12 protein-coding genes and 1 rRNA gene are annotated in these 19,984 nt (G+C 67.0%); 2 read left to right on the plus strand and 11 right to left on the minus strand.

What is annotated here, in order from left to right:
* The 4 genes from AS031_RS13935 to AS031_RS13950 all read right to left on the minus strand — a co-directional run.
* Positions 1–318 (minus strand): 16S ribosomal RNA (locus tag AS031_RS13935); the annotation flags it as partial.
* Positions 319–794: 476 nt separating this feature from the next.
* Positions 795–4,502: a 1,4-alpha-glucan branching enzyme gene (locus AS031_RS13940; protein ID WP_058268773.1), complete on the minus strand. Its 3,708-nt coding sequence runs from the start codon at positions 4,500–4,502 to the stop codon at positions 795–797.
* Between the two features lie 3 nt (positions 4,503–4,505).
* Positions 4,506–6,302: a maltose alpha-D-glucosyltransferase gene (gene treS / locus AS031_RS13945; protein ID WP_058268774.1), complete on the minus strand. Its 1,797-nt coding sequence runs from the start codon at positions 6,300–6,302 to the stop codon at positions 4,506–4,508.
* A complete protein-coding gene (locus tag AS031_RS13950; protein ID WP_058268775.1) occupies positions 6,299–8,341 on the minus strand; it encodes an alpha-1,4-glucan--maltose-1-phosphate maltosyltransferase in 2,043 nt (680 codons plus the stop codon). The genes treS and AS031_RS13950 overlap by 4 nt, the downstream gene beginning before the upstream one ends.
* A gap of 193 nt (positions 8,342–8,534) precedes the next feature.
* Between AS031_RS13950 and glgP the strand changes: the two genes are divergently transcribed.
* Positions 8,535–11,153 (plus strand): alpha-glucan family phosphorylase, encoded by a 2,619-nt coding sequence (glgP, locus tag AS031_RS13955; protein ID WP_176716551.1) that lies wholly within the window; start codon positions 8,535–8,537, stop codon positions 11,151–11,153.
* Between the two features lie 76 nt (positions 11,154–11,229).
* Positions 11,230–13,017 carry a thiamine pyrophosphate-requiring protein gene (locus tag AS031_RS13960; protein WP_058268777.1) on the plus strand — a complete coding sequence of 596 codons (1,788 nt, stop codon included), beginning with the start codon at positions 11,230–11,232 and terminating at the stop codon, positions 13,015–13,017.
* 6 nt (positions 13,018–13,023) lie between these two features.
* Here AS031_RS13960 and AS031_RS13965 read toward each other — a convergent pair whose 3' ends face one another.
* From AS031_RS13965 to ispD, 7 genes are all read right to left on the minus strand, one after another.
* On the minus strand, positions 13,024–13,380 hold the full coding sequence (locus tag AS031_RS13965; RefSeq protein ID WP_058268778.1) for a barstar family protein: 357 nt from the start codon (positions 13,378–13,380) through the stop codon (positions 13,024–13,026).
* A 7-nt stretch (positions 13,381–13,387) separates the two neighbouring features.
* Positions 13,388–13,900, minus strand: a complete 513-nt coding sequence (locus AS031_RS13970) for a guanyl-specific ribonuclease (protein WP_082642020.1) — start codon at positions 13,898–13,900, stop codon at positions 13,388–13,390.
* Between the two features lie 13 nt (positions 13,901–13,913).
* Positions 13,914–16,025, minus strand: coding sequence for a glycogen debranching protein GlgX (glgX, locus tag AS031_RS13975; RefSeq protein WP_058268780.1), 2,112 nt, complete (start codon positions 16,023–16,025; stop codon positions 13,914–13,916).
* A gap of 92 nt (positions 16,026–16,117) precedes the next feature.
* On the minus strand, positions 16,118–17,107 hold the full coding sequence (rlmB, locus tag AS031_RS13980) for a 23S rRNA (guanosine(2251)-2'-O)-methyltransferase RlmB (protein WP_058268781.1): 990 nt from the start codon (positions 17,105–17,107) through the stop codon (positions 16,118–16,120).
* A gap of 90 nt (positions 17,108–17,197) precedes the next feature.
* A complete protein-coding gene (cysS, locus tag AS031_RS13985) occupies positions 17,198–18,664 on the minus strand; it encodes a cysteine--tRNA ligase (RefSeq protein WP_058268782.1) in 1,467 nt (488 codons plus the stop codon).
* A complete protein-coding gene (ispF, locus tag AS031_RS13990; RefSeq protein WP_058268783.1) occupies positions 18,661–19,203 on the minus strand; it encodes a 2-C-methyl-D-erythritol 2,4-cyclodiphosphate synthase in 543 nt (180 codons plus the stop codon). The genes cysS and ispF overlap by 4 nt, the downstream gene beginning before the upstream one ends.
* Complete coding sequence (ispD, locus tag AS031_RS13995) at positions 19,200–19,982, minus strand: 2-C-methyl-D-erythritol 4-phosphate cytidylyltransferase (protein ID WP_058268784.1); 783 nt, start codon at positions 19,980–19,982, stop codon at positions 19,200–19,202. Before ispD ends, ispF begins: the two co-directional genes overlap by 4 nt.
* Between the last annotated feature and the right edge of the window lie 2 nt (positions 19,983–19,984).

Here is a 19,984-nt window from a genome sequence, read left to right on the forward strand (position 1 = left end):
CAGTCCCAGTGTGGCCGGTCACCCTCTCAGGCCGGCTACCCGTCGTCGCCTTGGTAGGCCATTACCCCACCAACAAGCTGATAGGCCGCGAGTCCATCCAAAACCACAAAAGCTTTCCACCAACCACCATGCGATGGAAGGTCATATCCGGTATTAGACCCAGTTTCCCAGGCTTATCCCAGAGTCAAGGGCAGGTTACTCACGTGTTACTCACCCGTTCGCCACTAATCCACCCACAAGTGGGCTTCATCGTTCGACTTGCATGTGTTAAGCACGCCGCCAGCGTTCATCCTGAGCCAGGATCAAACTCTCCGTTGAAAAAACAGACACAACCAAAACCAGTGGAAATAACACCAGAAAAAGCTGCACAAAATTTGAAACCAGCTGTAAAAACCATGCCAACCACGGGGTGGCGGCACAGCCAAAACAACCAATAAAACAATTGGTATCAACAAACTTGGCACACTATTGAGTTCTCAAACAACAGACACACCCGGCACCACCCAAACAATTCCGTTCAGGATCGCTCCGGAGCAACTTTTCAAACTTACCGGCTGAATTCTTCCGTGTCAAATCGGCATCCGCAACCTTCATCGCCGTGAAGCTTTGTTGGTTGGTTTTCCGTCTGACTCGGTGGATCAGCGCGGAAATAAACTCTACCACCCCTTGGCCAGAAAGGCCAACCCGTGTGCCGGGCGGCTTTCGGACCGGGTGGCCGGGGAGGTGGAGAAGCCCGGAATCACGCGGATTCCGGGCTTCTCCATACCGGGCCGGCCGGTGGGATAGCTGCCTGTTTAGGGAGCGGCGGGCGCACCCGGCTTGAAGTAGGAAGCACCCAGCGGGGGCAGCGTCACGGTCAGCGTCGCGGGCTGGCCGTCCTGGCCTTCGTCAGTGGCTTTCAGCTCGCCGGTGTTGAGCACGCCCGAACCTCCGTACGTGGTGTGGTCCGTATTCAGCACCTCGGTCCAGGCGCCGGCAGTCGGTACTCCGAGGGTGTAACCGACGTGCGGGGCACCGGAGAAGTTGATGGCGCAGACCACCGGGTTTCCCTCGGCGTCCCGGCGGATGAACGACAGGACGTTGCGGTCCGCGTCTCCGCCGTTGATCCACTGGAACCCGCCGGGCTCGTTGTCCCGGGTGTAGAAGGACGGGGTGGACTTGTAGACCTCGTTCAGGTCCTTGGTCAGGAGCTGCAGGCCCTTGTGCGCCGGAATGTCGGCCAGCCACCAATCCAGCCCGTGCTGCTCAGACCATTCGGCTTCCTGGCCGAATTCGGTTCCCATGAAGATCAGCTGCTTTCCGGGGTGCGCCCACTGGTAGGCCAGGAAGGCACGCAGGTTCGCCAGCTGCTGCCACCGGTCCCCCGGCATCTTGCGGAGCATCGAGCCCTTGCCGTGGACTACCTCGTCGTGGCTGATGGGCAGCAGGAAGTTCTCGGTGAAGGCGTACACCAGCGAGAACGTCAACGTGCCGTGGTGCCACTTGCGGTTGATCGGGTCTTCGGACGCGTACTTCAGGCTGTCGTGCATCCAGCCCATATTCCACTTGAGGCCAAACCCGAGTCCGCCATGGCTGGTGGGCGCGGTGACGCCGGGGAAAGCAGTGGACTCCTCGGCGATCATGACCGCACCCGGGTGGGTCTTGTAGACCGTGGCGTTGACTTCCTGGAGGAAGGAGATTGCTTCCAGGTTCTCGCGGCCGCCAAAGCGGTTGGGCCGCCACTGCCCGTCCTGCCGGGAGTAGTCCAGGTAGAGCATGGACGCCACGGCATCGACGCGCAGTCCGTCGATGTGGAACTCATCGAGCCAGTAGAGGGCGTTGGCCACCAGGAAGTTCCGGACCTCGGTGCGGCCGAAGTCGAAGATCAGCGTGCCCCAGTCAGGGTGTTCACCCAGGGTTGGATCCGCGTGCTCGTACAGCGGCTCGCCGTCGAAGCGGGCCAACGCCCAGGAGTCCTTGGGGAAGTGCGCCGGCACCCAGTCCAGGAGCACCCCAATGCCGGCCTGGTGCAGGGTATCAACGAGGTAGCGGAATTCGTCCGGGTGGCCAAAGCGGGAGGTCGGCGCGAAATAGGACGTGACCTGGTAGCCCCAGGACCCGCCGAAGGGGTGCTCCGCTACGGGCATGAATTCAACGTGGGTGAACCCGAGCCACTTGACGTACTCCACGAGCTCCTTGGCCAGCTCCCGGTACCCCAGGCCAAGGCGCCAGGACCCCAGGTGGACTTCATAGACGCTCATGGCCGAGTTGTGCGGATCCCGCCCGGCACGGGCCTGCATCCACTCGTCATCCTTGAAGGCGTAGGAGGGCTCCACCACCCGTGAGGCGGTCAGCGGAGGCACCTCCGTCCCGAAGGCGAGCGGGTCGGCTTTCTCCACCCAGTGCCCCGACCGGGTCCGGATCTCGAATTTGTAGCACGCCCCTGCCATAACCCCGGGAACAAAGATTTCCCACACGCCGGAGGAGCCGAGTGACCGGAGGGAATGTTCGCGGCCGTCCCAGCCGTTGAAGTCGCCCTTGACCCGGACTGCCTGCGCGTTGGGTGCCCACACGGCGAAGGAGACACCATCCACGTCTCCCAGCGACGATTTGTAGTGCTGGACATGCGCGCCCAGGACCTTCCACAGCTTCTCGTGCCGGCCCTCCCCGATCAGGTGCAGGTCGACTTCGCCCACGGTGGGGAGGTAGCGGTACGGCTCGTCCACCGTGACAGGTTCCGCCCCGGGGTAGGTGACGGAAAGCCGGTAGTCCGGCACATGGCCACGTTCCAGCGGCTCCAGCACTGCCACCCACGCGCCGTGTGCCTCATGCTGCATGGGCGTTTCACCGGCGGCGGTGACCACCGTAACGGACTCTGCAAGGTGCTTCACGGTGCGAATGGTGACGTGGCCGTAGTCGTCCAGGTGCGCCCCCAGTACGGAGTGCGGCGCGTGGTGCTCCCCGTTGGCGATCTTGCCAAGGGTGCCTTCGTCCACGGGGAGCGGCGCTCCCGGCCGGTCTGTTCGTGCAGTGCCTGTCATTTCGTTACCTTCCGATGCTGCACCGGCGGTGTCGCCGGTGCTGTTGCCGCCAAGGAGCCGCCTGGAGGCGCTTACTGGGATCGCCAGCCAGTCGGGCCTGTTCCGCATTTCATAAACAACTTCGTACAGGGCCTTGTCCAGCCACAATGCCACAAAGAGCGGTGAAGTCCGGTCCACGGTGCCCGGCGTGACGGCTGCGTAGCCTACCAGGAACGCGTCCGCGCAGTCGTCCACCCAGGAATCGGGCACCTGCGCGCCTTCCTGTTCGCGTTGCGCCGCCCCCGCGGCGTAATCGAAGGAGCGCAGCATCCCGGCAACGTCACGGAGCGGCAGGTCCGGGACGTTGCGTTCGTCGATGGGCCGCAGGGGCTCGCCTTCGAAGTCCAGGATGGCCCAGCGCGGATCACCGGCCGCGCGGGGCACCTGGAGGATCTGGCCCAGATGCAGGTCGCCGTGGATCCGCTGAAGCGGGCCGGCGCCCGCGCCGTCGAGCCCTTGCAGGAGTGCCTCAAGTGCGTGGTCGTAGGGGCCGACGGCGGGACCCGCTTCCGTCCATGCGGCGCGGATCCGCTGGGCTACCGCTGCACCGGCGTCAGCTTCCGATCCGGCGCCGGCCCCGGCCTCCGGGGTGTGCCCGAGGGTCTCGGCGAGCCGCTGGTGGACCGTGGCCGTGGCGGCTCCGAGCGCCCGCGCCTCAGCGGTGAAGTCCCTGCCGGAACGGGCGGCGTCGACGGCCAGGCGCCAGGCGTCGAGGCCGCCTGCCAGGAATTCGTGCGCCACGGCGAGCTCGCCTTCCACCACGTGCGTTCCGGCCGTGGCCCCGGCCGCGTCCTTGTTGCCGCGTTCCAGCCATTCACCGCGGACCCAGCCGAGGGTGGCGGGGACTTCGGTGGTGCCGGCGGCCGTCAGTGCCGACCCCACCTCAACCTCGGGGTTGGCTCCGGCGGACAGCACGCGGAAGAACTTCACGATGGCGGCCGATTCGCCGTCGTCAACGATGACCGAGGTATTGGACTGCTCCCCCGAGAGTACTTTCACGACGCCCTGCGCTGTGGGCAGCCGGTAATCGCCCGGCACCCGGTGGCCCGTTGCCGCGCCGGTGAGGGGCCTGGTCTCCTGCCTGATGAGTTCCAGCCAGGCGCCAATGAAGTCCGGGTCGTGGAGCGCGTCGTAGACCCACGTCCGTGAAGGGTCCGTCCCGGCGGCCTGGCCCACCAGGGCCCTCTCCATCCCGGCCGCAGGCGCCGCCCGGAAGCTCAAGGGGACCTGTACCACGCTGGTGCGCCGGCCGCCGTCGGGCTGTTTCGTGGTGATGCCCAGCAGGAACACGGCGAGCCCTGCGTGCCCGGAGGGGTCTTCCAGTCCCAGGCTGCCTGCCTGGGACATTTCGAAGTCGGGGGTTTTGACGGGGAACCATCGCTGCTGCGGGAGCCATTCCTGCAGCAGCGCGGTCAGGGCGGGGGTGAGGATGGGCTGGTTCATTTATCAGTCCTCTATCGACAGGATGGGCAGTGCCTGTGTGTAGGGCGAGGCCGGGTTGGATGCCGCGGACCGCAGCCGGAGCCAGAAGAAGTCGTGGCTTCCGAGGGTCAGCGTCAACGTTCCGTCCTCGTTGATCCCGGGGAAAATCTGGCCGCCGAAGACGTCGCGCAGTCCCCGTCCGGCGTAATCGGGGATCCGCAGCGTCGCGGCCACGGGGTGCTGAGACAAATTGAATGCGCAGAGGATGGTTTCCCCGTCCACCCCGGCGGAGTTGCCGCCCGGAAGCTCCCTGAGGTAAGCCAGGACGGCGTCGTGGTCGGCTTCGACGTGTTTGAACCTGCCGAGCCCGAAGGCGGGGTGGTTCCTGCGGACGCTGAGGATCTGCCGGGTCCACCGAAGCAGGGAACCGGAGTGTGCAGCTTCGGCTTCCACGTTGGCCATGCTGTAGTTGTAGACCAGCGACTGGATGGGCGGAAGGTAAAGCTTCCCGGGGTCTGCATGCGAAAACCCCGCATTGCGGTCCGGGTTCCACTGCATGGGCGTACGGACGGCGTCGCGGTCCTCGAGCCAGATGTTGTCCCCCATGCCGATCTCGTCCCCGTAGTACAGGAACGGGCTCCCCGGCAGGGACAGCAGCAGGGCGTTGATCAGTTCTATCTCGGCCCGTGAGTTGTCCAGGAGCGGGGCCAGCCGCCGCCGGATGCCGATGTTGGCGCGCATGCGCGGGTCCGGCGCGTACCAGCCCAGCATCGCTGCGCGCTCATCGGCGGTGACCATCTCCAGGGTGAGTTCGTCGTGGTTGCGCAGGAACGTCCCCCACTGCGCGCCGTCGGGGATGTCCGGGGTGTCGCGCATGGTGGCGATGATGGGGGCAGCCTTCTGGTCCCGGAGGGCGTAGTACAGCCGCGGCATGATCGGGAAGTGGAAGGCCATGTGGCATTCGGGCTGCTCCTCCGTGCCGAAGTACTCCACGACCTCGTTGGGCGGCTGGTTGGCCTCGGCGATGATGACCCGGCCGGGGTAGCTTTCGTCCACCATGGCCCGCAGGTTGCGGAGGAACTCGTGGGTGGCCGGAAGGTTTTCGCAGTTGGTGCCTTCCTCCTCGAAGAGGTACGGGATGGCATCCGCCCGGAATCCGTCAATGCCCTGGTCCAGCCAAAAGCGCACCACATCGAAGAGCGCCTCGATGACTTTGGGGTTCTCGAAGTTCAGGTCCGGCTGGTGGCTGAAGAACCGGTGCCAGAAAAACTGCCGGCGGATGGGATCGAAGGTCCAGTTGGACTCCTCGGTGTCCACGAAGATGATGCGGGCGTCCTGGTACTTCTCGTCGGTGTCGCTCCAGACGTAGAAGTCGCCGTACGGACCGTCCGGGTCCCTGCGCGACTCCTGGAACCACGGGTGCTGGTCCGAGGTGTGGTTCAGCGGCAGGTCGATGATCACCCGGACGCCGCGTGCGTGGGCTTCTGCGACCAGGCGCTTGAAGTCGCTGATGGTCCCGAACTCGTCCAGCACGGAGTTGTAGTCCGAGATGTCGTACCCGCCGTCGCGCAGCGGGGACTGGAAGAACGGCGGCAGCCACAGGCAGTCCACGCCCAGCCACTGCAGGTAGTCCAGCCGGTCGATGAGGCCGGAAAAGTCCCCGGATCCGTCGCCGTTGGCATCCGCAAAGGCCCGGACCAGCACTTCGTAGAAAACAGCCTTCCGGTACCACAGCGGATCATGCTGGAGGCCGGGAGCGTTCAGCTCAAAGGTGCTTTTCGGAGTGAAGTGCTGGCCGGAACTTTGCGGACTAAAGCTCACTGATGCATTCTCCTGACGCTCAGGATGTGTGCGGGCTCCACGTGCGGGTCGAGGCGGACGTAGTTGTATTCGCCCCATTCCCAGCTGTTGCCTGTCAGCAGGTCGTCCACGTGGAAGCCGCCGCCCGGCGTGCGGTCCTGGGGGTCCAGTTCCAGGGCTGCCAGGTCCAGGACCACGCTGCATTCCTTGGTGACGTGCGGATCCACGTTCACCACCACGATGATGGTGTCCTTGGAGCCGTCCGGAAGCGTCTTGTGCTTCGAGTAGACCACCGTGGAGTCATCCGTGCTCTGGTGCACCGTCAGGTTCTGCAGGTCCTGCAGGGCCGGGTGGTCGCGCCTGATGTGGTTCAGCCGGGTGATGTAGGGGGCCAGCGTGCGCCCCGATTCCGCGGCAGCGTCCCAATCGCGTGCCTTGTACTCGAACTTTTCGTTGTCGATGTACTCCTCGGCTCCCGGACGGGCCACGTGCTCGTACAGCTCGTAGCCCGCGTAGACGCCCCACAGGGGGCTGGCCGTGGATGCCAGCACTGCCCTGACCCGGAAGGCTGCCGGGCCGCCGTACTGGAGGTACTCGGTGAGGATGTCCGGGGTGTTGACGAAGAAGTTGGGCCGGAAGAACGCCGGTGATTCGTGGCTGACTTCGTGGAAGTACTCCTCGATTTCCTTCTTCGTGTTGCGCCACGTGAAGTACGTGTAGGACTGCTGGAACCCTGCCCTGCCCAAGGCGTGCATCATGGCCGGCCGGGTGAAGGCCTCCGCCAGGAAGACCACGCCGGGTTCTGCTTTATTGACTTCCGCAATGAGCCATTCCCAGAACCACACCGGTTTGGTGTGCGGGTTATCAACACGGAAAATTTTCACGCCGTGGCTCACCCACAACAGGACAATCCGCAGAATTTCCCGGGAAAGCCCCTCAGGGTCATTATCGAAATTCAGGGGATAAATGTCCTGGTACTTCTTGGGGGGATTTTCGGCGTAGGCAATGCTGCCGTCAACGCGGGTGGTGAACCATTCCGGATGTTCGGACACCCAGGGGTGGTCCGGTGCCGCCTGCAGCGCCAGGTCCAGGGCCACTTCGAGGCCGAGTTCGTTGGCCCGGGCCACGAAGGCGTCGAAGTCCTCGAACGTTCCCAGGTCGGGGTGGATGGCGTCGTGGCCGCCCTCGGCTGCGCCTATGGCCCACGGGGAGCCGGGATCGTGCGGCCCGGCCACCAGGGTGTTGTTGGGGCCCTTGCGGTGCTGGACGCCGATGGGGTGGATGGGCGGCATGTACAGCACGTCGAAGCCCATCGCGGCCACGGCGTCGAGCCGGCGGGCGGCCGTGCGGAAGTTTCCAGAGGTCCAGGCTCCCGTGCTGTGGTCCTTGACGGCACCCTCCGAACGGGGGAAAAACTCGTACCACGCGCCGCGGCCGGCACGGTCCCGCTCTACCAGGAGCGGGTACTTCTGTGAAACGGTAACCAGCTCCCGGATGGGCTGGTGTGCCACAACGCCGGCGACGTCGTGCCCGAATCCGGCTGCCAGCCGCTCCTCGGTGCTGAGGGACTGGTCAGCCAGCTTGTCGGCTGCCGCCCGGAGGACGCCCTGGTCCCAGTCGCTGCGGAAGTCCTCGGCGGACGCTTCGCGCAGCAGGGCGGCACCTTCGGCGAGCATGAGCTCGACGTCGATGCCGGCGTCGATCTTCACCTCGGCGTTGTGGCGCCAGGTGCCGTAGCGGTCATGCCACGCTTCGATGACGAAGGACCAGTTGCCGGTTTCCGACGGCGTGAGGATGCCTTCCCAGCGGTCCGTGCCCATGCCGCGTTCCCCGCGGGGCGGTGCCAGGCGGACGCGCTGGCGTTCGGCGCCGGAGGGATCCAGCAGCACGGCGCTGACGCCCAGCTGGTCATGTCCCTCCCGGAACGCGGTGGCTCCCACCACGATCCCCTCGCCGGGCAGGGCCTTGGCGGGAAACTTCCCGCCCTCGACGACAGGCTCAACTGCAGTGATCGGAAAACGTCCGAACCGCAGCCCGTCGGTGATCTGTCCCTTTGGCATTTTCTTCGAAGCGGCACTGGTTACTGAGTTAGTCGTCACAGGCTCGACGTTAGCGAGAAATGGCCAGGAATGCTAAGCCTGCTCACTGTATTTTGTTGTGCCGCGCTTCATTTCCTCCACGTCTCCTGTCATTTACGCAAATGAAACCCAAAGCTGGTTCCGGCCGCGCAGGTTGTCCGTTAGTGTGACGCAGGTGAAGGCAATCCGCAGGTTTACGGTCCGTACAGTCCTCCCCGAACCCATCCGGCCGCTGGCCCGGCTGGCAAGCAACCTCCGGTGGTCCTGGCACCGCCCCACGCGGGAACTTTTCGCGGGCCTCCACCCCGCCCTGTGGGAGGAAAGCGGCCAGGATCCGGTGGGTTTCCTGGGCATGATCAGCCGGGAGGAACTGCAGCGGCTGGCCACCAACCAGGCGGTGGTGGACAAGGTCCGTGCGGCCGAGGAGGACCTGGACCGGTACCTCGAAGAGCCCCGCTGGTACCAGGGACTGGGCCCGGACGCCCCGGCCTCCATTGCCTACTTCTCCCCCGAGTTCGGCATCACCGAAGTGCTGCCCCAGTACTCGGGCGGCCTGGGCATCCTGGCCGGCGACCACCTGAAGGCGGCTTCGGACCTTGGCGTTCCGCTGATCGGCGTCGGCCTGCTCTACCAGGCCGGCTACTTCAAGCAGTCCCTGTCCCGCGATGCCTGGCAGCAGGAAACCTATCCGGTACTGGATCCGGACGGGCTGCCGCTGACCCTGCTGCGTGAACCGTCGCCGGACGGCAACGGCCGGGCAGTGCAGGTTTCGCTGCCGCTGCCCAACGGACGCCGGCTGCTGGCACACATCTGGCGGGCCGACGTCGGACGCGTCCCCCTGCTGCTCCTGGACTCCAACGTGCCGGGCAACGACGACGCCGCCCGCAGCATCACGGACCGGCTGTACGGCGGCGGCGGCGACCACCGGCTCCAGCAGGAGCTGCTGCTGGGCATGGGCGGCGTCAAGGCGCTGCGTGCCTTCCAGAAACTCACCGGCACCGCGGCGCCGGAGGTGTTCCACACCAACGAAGGGCACGCCGGTTTCCTGGGCATTGAACGCATCCAGGAACTCATGTCCGGGGACCAGGCCCTCACCTTCGACGAAGCCCTCGCCGCAGGCCGCGCCTCCACGGTGTTCACCACCCACACCCCGGTGCCGGCAGGCATCGACAGGTTCGAGATCGCCCAGATCAGCCACTTCTTCCAGGCCGGGCTGGCTCCCGATGTCCCGGTGGACCGCATCCTCGAGCTGGGCCGGGAAAACTACGCGGAGGGCAACCCCGCGGTCTTCAACATGGCGGTGATGGGCCTTCGCCTCGCGCAGCGGGCCAATGGCGTGGCCAAGCTGCACGGCGAGGTGTCCCGCGGCATGTTCTCGGCCCTGTGGCCGGGCTTCGACCACTCCGAGGTCCCCATCACGTCCGTGACCAACGGCGTCCACGTCCCCACGTGGGTGGACAGCCGGATTTCCAAGCTTGCCCGCGACCAGTTCGGCAGCGAGGCGGAGGCCAACGGCCGCTGGGACCTGGCCTACAACGTCAGCGACGCCGATGTCTGGGCCCTGCGGCGTGAGCTGCGGTCCGCGCTGGTGGACGATGTCCGCCGCCGGCTGCGCGCTTCGTGGAAGAAGCGCGGCGCGGCAGACGCGGAACTGGGCTGGACCGAGCATGTCCTGGACCCGGATGTGCTCACCATCGGGTTTGCCCGCCGCGTCCCCACCTACAAGCGGCTGACGCTGATGCTGCGTGAACCGGAGCGGTTGAAGGCGCTGCTGCTGCACAAGGACCACCCCATCCAGCTGGTCATCGCGGGCAAGTCCCACCCCGCGGACGACGCCGGCAAGAAGATGATCCAGGACCTGGTCCGGTTCACCGACGACCCAGAGGTCCGCCACCGGATCGCCTTCCTGCCGAACTATGACATCGCCATGGCACGCACGCTGTTCCCCGGGTGCGACGTGTGGCTGAACAACCCGCTGCGGCCTCTGGAGGCCTGCGGCACCTCCGGCATGAAGGCGGCGCTGAACGGATCGCTGAACCTGTCCGTCCTGGACGGCTGGTGGGACGAGATGTACGACGGCGAGAACGGCTGGGCCATCCCCACCGCCAACAACGGCGCGTCCCCCGAGGAACGCGACGACATCGAGGCCGCCGCGCTGTACGAACTGCTCGAAACCCAGGTGGCGCCCCGGTTCTACGGCAGCACCGTGTCTGCGGCCGCGGGGGCTGCCGGGCCGTCGACGTCGGGCGCCGAGCGGGTGCCGACGCACTGGGTGTCCATGATCAAGCACACCCTGTCCCACCTGGGCCCGCAGGTTTCGGCCGAACGCATGCTCCGCGACTACGTCAACATCCTCTACCGTCCCGCGGCCGAGGCCGGCCGGAGCGCCAGCGCAGCCAACTACCTGGAAGCCCGCTCGCTCGCGTCCTGGACCGCCAAGGTGCGCTCGGCGTGGCCGCAGGTGCACGTGGAGCACGTGGACTCGGTGGGAGTTTCCGAGGACCCGCAGATCGGCGATACCCTCCAGGTCAACGCCTATGTGGCGCTCAACAGCCTCACTCCGGAGGACGTGTACGTAGAGGTGGCCTACGGCAGGGCCGAGGAAAGCGACAACCTCACGGACATCACCCTGATGGAACTGCAGGTGAAGGAGGATCTCGGCAGCGGCCGCCACCTGTTCAGCGGCTCCCTGGTGATCGACCGCTCAGGCCCGTTCGGTTACACGGTGCGGGTGCTGCCGCGGCATGAAGGCCTGGCATCCAAGGCGGAACTGGGGTTGATCGTCAACGCGTAGACCTGCGCCCTGACAGGAATGCCTCCCGGCGGGTACGTGTCCTTGGAAGGGCACTCAACCGACCCAGGAGGATCCAATGTCAGAACGCACCGTGGCCGACGTGATCGTTCACCGGCTCACCGTCTGGGGCGTGGACCGCGTCTTCGGGTACAGCGGGGACGGTATCAACGGGTTCATGGGTGCGCTGCGCCGTTCCGCCGGACGGGTGGGGTTCATCCAGGCGCGGCACGAGGAGAACGCCGCGTTCATGGCGGTGGGCCATGCCAAGTACACCGGCGGCATAGGAGTGGTCACCTCCACGCAGGGGCCGGGCGCGGTGCACCTCCTCAACGGCCTGTACGACGCCAAGCTGGACGGCGTACCGGTGGTGGCCATCGTGGGGCAGCAGAGCCGCACGGTGCTCGGATCGGCTTACATGCAGGAAATCGACCTGGTGCCGCTGTTCAAAGATGTGGCGTCCCGGTTCGTGCAGCTGGTCAGCGTGCCGGAGCAGGTTCCCATGGTGCTGGACCGGGCGTTCCGGACGGCCCGGGCAACATCGTCGCCCTGCGTGGTTATTGTTCCCCATGACCTCCAGTCCGCGGCAGCGCCGGACCTGGAGCAGGAGCATGGAATCGTCGTGACCGCACCGTCGTGGGCTGCCGCTGCCACGATGCCGCGCGAGGCTGACCTTGATGCTGCCGCCGCCCTGCTCAATTCCGCCGAGCGCGTGGCGCTGCTGGTGGGCCAGGGCGCCAAAAACGCCTCAGCCGAAGTGGTGGCCATCGCCGAAAAGCTGGGTGCGGGCATTGCCACCAGCCTGCTGGGCAAGCCGTACGTGGATGAGACGTTGCCATTCGTGGCGGGACCCATGGGCCACCTGGGGACGACGGCCAGCGCCCATCTGCTGGGCAACTGCGATGCCCTGCTCATTGTGGGATCCAACGACCCCTGGACCGAGTTCTACCCGCCGCCCGGGGCGGCGCGGGCCGTTCAGGTCGACATCGACGAAAAGAAGATCGGCAACCGGTACCCGGTGGAGGTAGGCCTGGCCGGGGACGCCGCGGCCGCCCTGGCCGCCCTGGACACCCGGCTGGAGCACCGGCCGCATGGAGAGTGGCGCTCCTCGGTGGAGGCGGAGGTCAGCCGCTGGCGCATCCTCGCTGCCGACCGGGCGGCTGTACCGGCGGTGCCCGTCAACCCCGAACGCGTAGTCCGTGAGCTGAACGGAAGGCTCCCCGCGGACGCCCAGGTGAGTATCGACGTCGGAAGCTGCGTCTACTGGTATGCCCGCCAGCTGGTCCTGCCGCCGGGCGTCCCTGCGCACCTGTCCGGCACACTGGCCAGCATGGGGTGCGCCATCCCGTATGGCCTCGCCGCCAAGCTCGCCCATCCCGGGCGGCCGGTGGTTGCCCTGGCCGGTGACGGTGCGATGCAGATGGCGGGCGCGGCGGAACTGGTCACCGTGGCCCACCGCTGGCAGCAGTGGCAGGATCCGCGGTTCGTGGTGTGCGTCTTCAACAACCGGGAGCTGGCGGAGGTGACCTGGGAACAGCGGGAGTCCGAGGCGGAGCCGCGGTTCGGAGACAGCCAGGAGCTCCCCAACTTCCCGTTCGCCGCCTATGCCCGGCTGTTGGGGTTGGAGGGCATCCTCGTGGACGACCCCGAAGACCTCGGGGATGCCTGGGACCGGGCCTTTGCAGCGGACCGGCCGGTGGTCATCGAGGTGCTGACGGATCCTGAGGTTCCGCTGCTGCCGCCGTTCCCGGCGGGGCGGGAGAAAGCGGACAGCATGCGCAAGGGACTGGACGCGGAGGACGACGCCGGTCACGCCCGGGCGCTGCTGGACACCTACGCGGCGCAGGAAGAACGCCCCGGCGGCTAAGGCGGGTCAGAGCAGGACTGCGGTCACTGCCAGGTCCTTGCCCGCATAGCGTTCGGCATCCTGCAGGATCTCGCAGATGACGCCGAACGACCGGTCTGCCCGGAAGGGTGCGGCTACCTGCCACAGCACGGTGACGGGCGGGTTGCCGTTGTCCGTGATGCTGTCTGCGAAGTCGTGCAGCGAATCATTCAGGGCGTCGAGGTTGACTCCATAGTGCTCGGGGAAGCTCAGGACTTCGCCGAAGGTTTCCAGGACGGCCCGCTTGCTCTCCGCCGGGGGTATCACCAGGCTGCGCCTCCCGGCGTCCGCCACCTGGTCCTTGAGTTCCTCGAGGGTCCAGGTGTCGCCGGAGTAAATCTTCATGGGGGTGCTAGCTGCCTTCCGTGATGAACGAGAACGATTCGTAGTGGTCGTCGGTGTAGTACTTTTCGCCGTCCGCGCCGGCAACGATCCTGCGGGCACCGCGGTCCCCCTCACCAGGGGTGGGGACGGTGTATTCGCGGTAGTAGCCGCGGTCGCGGCGGGGCAGGATGCCCTCGAAGTTGCCGAAGGTCTGGTCGTCCTGGCTGTACCGGTATGGGCCGCCGGCCCGGATCAGGGCCAGGACCCTGCGCCCCTCGGCAGGCAGCGCGGACTCCGGGATGGCCGGGAGCCGTGACGGGTTCTTGGCGGCCGTTGCCGTCTTCCCCGGCGTCGCAGCTCCCGCCGACGCCGGGGCTTCCGGTGCCGCGGACCGTGAGGCGGCGGAGGCCCCGGCACTCGGGGCGGGGGCCGGCGCCGTTCCTTCCAGCAACTGGCCCAGGACCCCCTGGCCGCCGAAGAAGAGCACCGCCACCACCACGACGGCGGCGAGCAGCAGGGGCAGGATGGTGCGGTTGCGCATGATGGTTCCCGGCCTAGAGGGTGCGGTAGATGCTGATGGAGTTGGCCTCCACCAGGTCCTTCTCCCCGGACGCCACGCGGCCGCCCTGCCGGGATTCGTGCAGCGCGGATGTGGTGAGGCGGAGTTCGAACAGGCGCGGCGCGGTGCCTTTGGCGGCCGGCCGGGGAAGGGTGATAGTGATGTTCGTCCCTGTCCCGTTCACTACCACCAGGCCTTCGAGTTCGCCGTCCTCCGAGCCGAGGAGGAGCTGCATCACCCGGTGCTGCGGGTCGTTCCAGCGGTCCATGGACATGGGCTGGCCGTTGTGGTCGAACCAGTAAAGGTAGGACTGTTCGTGCAGGACGGGGAAATGGTGCGGCTGGGCGGCCAGGAACTCCTTGCGGAGCCGGATGTACCGCTTGGTGCTGCGGAGCATCTCGTGGGATTCGGGGGTCCGGGTCCAGTCGAGCCAGGTGATGGCGTTGTCCTGGCAGTACGCGTTGTTGTTGCCCTGCTGGGTGCGCGCCAGCTCGTCGCCGGCGGTGATCATGGGCACGCCCAGGGAGATCATCAGGGACGCCATCATGTTGCGGCGGGACTGGGCGCGGCGGGCAAGGATTTCCCCGTTTTCGGTGGGGCCTTCCACTCCGTGGTTGTAGCTGCGGTTGTCGCCGTGCCCGTCGCGGTTCTGTTCGCCGTTGGCCTCGTTGTGCTTCCGGTCGTAGGACACCAGGTCGTTCAGCGTGAAACCGTCATGCGCGGTGACGTAGTTGACCGAGGCCAGCCGGGAGCGGCCGGAGGCTTCGAACAGCGCTGCTGATCCGGACAGTGCGTCAGCGAGTTTCGCCACCGAACCACCTTGGCCGCCGGATTCCAGGGCGGCCCGGTCTGCCAGCCAGAAGGACCGGACGGAGTCGCGGAAGTGGTCGTTCCAGTCAGCCCACCCAGCCGGGAAACGTCCCGTCTGCCAGCCCCCGTAACCCACGTCCCATGGTTCGGCGATGAGTTTGACGTCGGAGAGGACCGGGTCCGCGGCGATGCCCACCAGGAACGGGTGCTGTGGATCGAAGTCGTTGTCGGCGTTGCGGCAGAGGGTGACGGCCAGGTCGAAGCGGAACCCGTCGATGTGGAACTCGTCCACCCAGTAGCGCAGCGAATCAAGGACCAGCTGGACAACCCGGGGTTCGCTGAAGTTGAGGCTGTTGCCGCAGCCCGTGGTGTCGATGTATTTCCCGTGGCCGTCGGTCCGGTAGTACCTGTTTTCCGCCAGCCCCCGGAAGCTGGTGGTCTGTCCGTCCGGCCCGCCTTCGGCGGTGTGGTTGTAGACGACGTCCAGGATGACCTCGAGCCCGGCTGAGTGGAGGGCCTTGACCATGCGCTTGAACTCGTCCTGTACCGCCTGCGGGCCGGCGTCCTGGGCGGCGCGGGTGGCGTAGCCGGGGTGCGGGGCGAAGAACGCCGCGGTGTTATAGCCCCAGTAGTTGGTCAGTCCGAGGTCCTGCAGGTGTGGTTCATCCAGGTGGAAGTGGACCGGCAGGAGCTGTACGGCGGTGATGCCCAGCCCCTTGAAGTACTCGACGACGGCGGGGTGGGCCATGCCGGCATAGGTGCCGCGGAGTTCCGCCGGCACATCGGGGTGCAGCTGGGTCTGGCCGCGGACGTGGGCCTCGTAAATGATGGTGTTGCGCCAGGGAAGCCGCAGCCTGCCGTCAGCTTCCCAGTCGAACGTGCTGTCCGTCCGGGCGCTGGTCACCAGCCCGCCGCGCTGGTCCACGGCGCGGCCGTAAGGGTCCAGCAGCGGGCGGGCGCCGTCGTCGTCCAGGTCCGCTGCGGGAACCGGCACGGGCAGCGGCTGCGCCCCCGACGCCGGGCGGAAACCATACCGTGAGCCGGCGGGCAGGTGCTCGACGATGCCGTGGTGGACGCCCTGGGTGACGTTCGGCAGCGGCTGGACGCGCCACTCGCCGCCCGGCGCGCTGTAGACGATTTCCAGGCTGGCCACGCCGGGGGCATAGCAGGCGACGTTGGCGCGGCCGCGGGGAGCCGGACGGGACCCGTCCGATTCCGCGCGCGGAACGCTGACACCGAGGGGAACAGCCGTTGAGGCGTCCATGGTGGAAGCGGTGTCGAAGAGCGGCATGACCATTACCTAAATAGTAGCCGCCGGCGGCACCTGGCCTGCGCCAACGTCACAGAACAGCGGTAACCCGCAGGGTCTGCGCGGGAACCCGGCGGAGGCTACTTCGCCGCGCGCTGGCGGGAGACCTCGTACAGCGTGATTCCCACCGCCATGGAGGCGTTCAGCGATTCCATGGCGGAGTCGATGGGGATCGAGACGATCTGGTCGCAGTTTTCCCGGACCAGGCGGCTGAGGCCTTTCCCTTCCGAACCCACCACAATGCACACGGGCTCGGTGGCCAGCGTCAGGTCCGGCAGCGAAACGTCGCCGTCACCGTCGAGCCCCAGCACGAAGATGCCCATGCTCTTGAACTGTTTGAGGGCGCTGTTGAGGTTGGAGGCACGCGCCACCGGGACGCGGACCGCCGCGCCGGCGCTGGTCTTCCAGGCAGAGGCCGTGACGCCCACGGAACGGCGTTCGGGGACGATGACGCCGTGGCCGCTGAACGCTGACGCTGAGCGGATGATCGCGCCGAGGTTCCGGGGGTCGGTAATTCCGTCGAGGGCAACGAAGAGCGGGGCGTTGGCAATGTGGCCCTTCTTCCACTTGTCAACGGTTTCTTCGGCGAGCTCGTAGGCGTCCGCGTAGTCGTAGGGCGGGATCTGCAGGACGAGGCCCTGGTGGACGGCGTCCTCGGTCATCCGGTCCAGTTCCGGCTTGCTGGTCTCCAGCAGCGGGATGCCGCGCTCGGCGGCCAGCTTCAGGGATTCCTTGACCCGGTCATCCATTTCGATGCGGATGGCCACGTGCAGGGCTTTGGCGGGGATGCCGGCGCGCAGCGCCTCCACCACGGAGTTGCGTCCCGTGACCACTTCCTCCGTGGCGCGTCCCTTGGGGCCGGACTTGCCGGCGCCGGCGCTGCGGGCACCGGCGTTGCGCTTGGCGGCGGAACGTTCGGAGAGCTGCTTGGCCTTGTGGGCCTTGTGGTAGACGCGGTCCTCCGCTTTGGGCGTGGGTCCCTTGCCTTCGAGGGCTTTGCGGCCATGGCCACCGGTTCCGACGGTCGGCCCCTTCTTCGCTTTAACCGATCGGCGACCATTGTTGGCCATAGTGTTCCACCCTTGATTGTGTTGGCTGAGTCTGCCTAACAGTCTACTGACCCGGAAAAAATCCGCGGGGCCACGGCGGGCGGCGTACGGTTACGCGCGCTTCAGGCTCCACGTGGCACCGTCGGGGCCGTCCTCCACGACGACGCCGGCCTGGTTGAGGGTGTCGCGGATAGCGTCTGAGGCGGCCCAGTCCTTCCGGGCACGAGCGTCCGCACGGGCTGCGAGCTGCGCATCCACCAAGACCGCAAGCGCCCCGGCTTCCGCACTGTTTGAGGGATCGGCGCCGGCGACGGCGTTGAGCCCCAGGACGTCGGTCATGATGCCAACGGCGTACATCGCCGTCCGGGCGGCGTCGTCGTCGCCGCCTGCCAGGGCGGTGTTTCCCGTCCGGACGGTCTCGTGCAGCGCTGCCAGGGCGCGCGGGACGTTCAGGTCATCGTCCATGGCCGCGTAAAAGGCCTCGACATTGCCGGTGGAGGCGCCAAAGTCGCCTGCCACGAAGCCGAAGTCCGTGCCAAAGCGGGCCACGGCTTTGGCCAGGAACCCGTCAATGCGTTCGACGGCGGCCGCAGCCTCCTGCAGCGAGGTGGGCCGGTAATCCAGGACGGAACGGTAGTGTGCCTGGCCGAGGTAGTAGCGCACCACCCGCGGCGGGGCGAGTTCGAGCATCTCGGCCGGGCTGATGGTGTTGCCGATGGACTTGGACATCTTCTCGCCCTCGTACGTCACCATGCCGTTGTGCATCCAGAAGTTCGCGAAAGCGTGGCCCGCCGCCTGGGACTGGGCCATCTCGTTCTCATGGTGCGGGAAGCGCAGGTCCAGGCCGCCGCCATGGATGTCGAATTCCGTGCCTAGGTATTTAGTGACCATGGCGGAGCATTCGAGGTGCCAGCCCGGCCGGCCGGCACCCCACGGCGAGGCCCAGCTGGCGGTGGCAGGTTCGCCTGCCTTGGACCCTTTCCAGAGGGCGAAGTCGCGCGGGTCCTTCTTGCCGCGGGGATCTGCGTCCGGGGCGGCCTGCATGTCGTCGATGTTTTGCCGGGTCAGCGCGCCGTATTTGCTCCAGGAGCGGACGTCGAAGTAGACGTCTCCGGAGCGGTCCAGTGCCGGGTAGGCGTGGCCGCGGTCGATCAGGCGCTGGATCAGGGCATGCATTTCCGGGATGTGGCCCGTGGCCCTGGGTTCGTAGGTGGGGCGGGAGACTCCCAGGGCGTCGTAGGCCTTCAGGAATTCCTGCTCGTAGCGGTAGGCCAGCGCCCACCACTCTTCACCGCGCACTTCACCTGTTTCCGGCTGGAAGCCAGGAGCGAAGGAGGCCTCGGACTTGGCCAGGATCTTGTCATCGATGTCGGTGACATTCCGCACCACGGTGACGCGCAACCCGCGGTGCGTCAGCCACCGGGTGAGCTGGTCGAAGGCGATGGCGGAGCGGATGTGGCCCACGTGCGGCATGCCTTGCACTGTGGCCCCGCAGTAGTAGAGGCTGGCCCTTCCCTCGACGAGGGGGACGAAGTCGCGGACTTCGGCGGAGGCAGTGTCATAGAAGCGCAGGGTCACCGCTCCAGATTAGCCGATGCAGATTGCCCGATGCCTTCGTGGTGGCGCGGGTACACCAGGGCGGTGGCCACCGCTGAGATGCCCTCGCCGCGGCCGGTGAAGCCCAGGCCGTCGCTGGTCGTGGCGGTGACGCTGACGGGCGCACCGGCTGCATCCGACAGGACCTGCTGGGCCTCCTCGCGGCGGGGACCGAATTTGGGCCGGTTGGCCACGAACTGCACGGCAATGTTGCCGATGTCGAAGCCGGCGGCCCTGACGATGCGCGCCGCCTCGGCCAGCAGGGTCACCCCGGAGGCGCCGGCGAACTCGGGCCGGTCGGTGCCGAAGTGGGTGCCCAGGTCCCCTACTCCGGCGGCCGAGAACAGGGCATCCGCTGCCGCATGTGCCACAGGGTCGCCGTCCGAGTGTCCGGACAGGCCGCGTTCTCCCGGCCAGAGGAGGCCGCCGAGCCACAACTGCCGCGGGTCTTCCTCGGCCGCGAAGGCGTGTACGTCCAGTCCGATGCCGGTACGCGGAATGATCATGTTGGGGCCGTTCATCCTTCCACCCACCTCGCGCCGAGGGGACCCTCCAGGAGGCCTTCGGCAAAAATGAGGTCGAGGGGGGTGGTGATCTTGAGGGATTGGGTTGAACCGCGGACAACGTGCACCGGGGTTCCGGCCATCTCCACCAGCATGGCGTCGTCCGTGACGGCTGCGGCCTGTTCCGGGTCCAGTGTCCGGGCGGCCTGGTGCGCATCGCGGAGGGTGGCGGCCCGGAAGCCCTGGGGGGTCTGCACGGCGCGCAGGTTTCCGCGCGCGGCGGTCCCGGTCACAACCTCCGGGGCTACCGTGCCGTCCCCGTCTGCCGCGGGCGCCACGGTCTTGACCGTGTCCACGACCGGGACCGCCGGTATGACGGCCTCGGCGCCGGCGGCAAGGGCGTCGGCAACGCGGTGGAACACCGATTCGGGCGTGAGTGCGCGGGCGGCGTCATGCACCAGGACGGCCTCGATGCCGTCCATGAGAGCGGCGATGCCCTGGCGAACGGAGTCGGCCCGCGTGGCGCCGCCGTCAACGGCTGTCAGGAGCGGGCCGCCGTCGGCCAGTTCCTCACGGAAGGCGTCGCACTGGGCGCGGAGGCCGTCGTCGCCCTCGGGCAGCACGACGCAGACCTGGCTGGCCACCCCGGACGCGACGATGCCGCGGAGGGCATGCATCAGGATCGTTTCACCGCCCAAGGGCACTGCCGCCTTGGGCATGCCGTAACCCAGGCGCTGGCCGGAGCCGGCCGCCACGAGGATCACAGCGGTCACCAGGCGGTTGGGAGTTTCACTCATGC

The organism is Pseudarthrobacter enclensis, assembly GCF_001457025.1.
Classification (GTDB): Bacteria; Actinomycetota; Actinomycetes; order Actinomycetales; family Micrococcaceae; genus Arthrobacter; species Arthrobacter enclensis.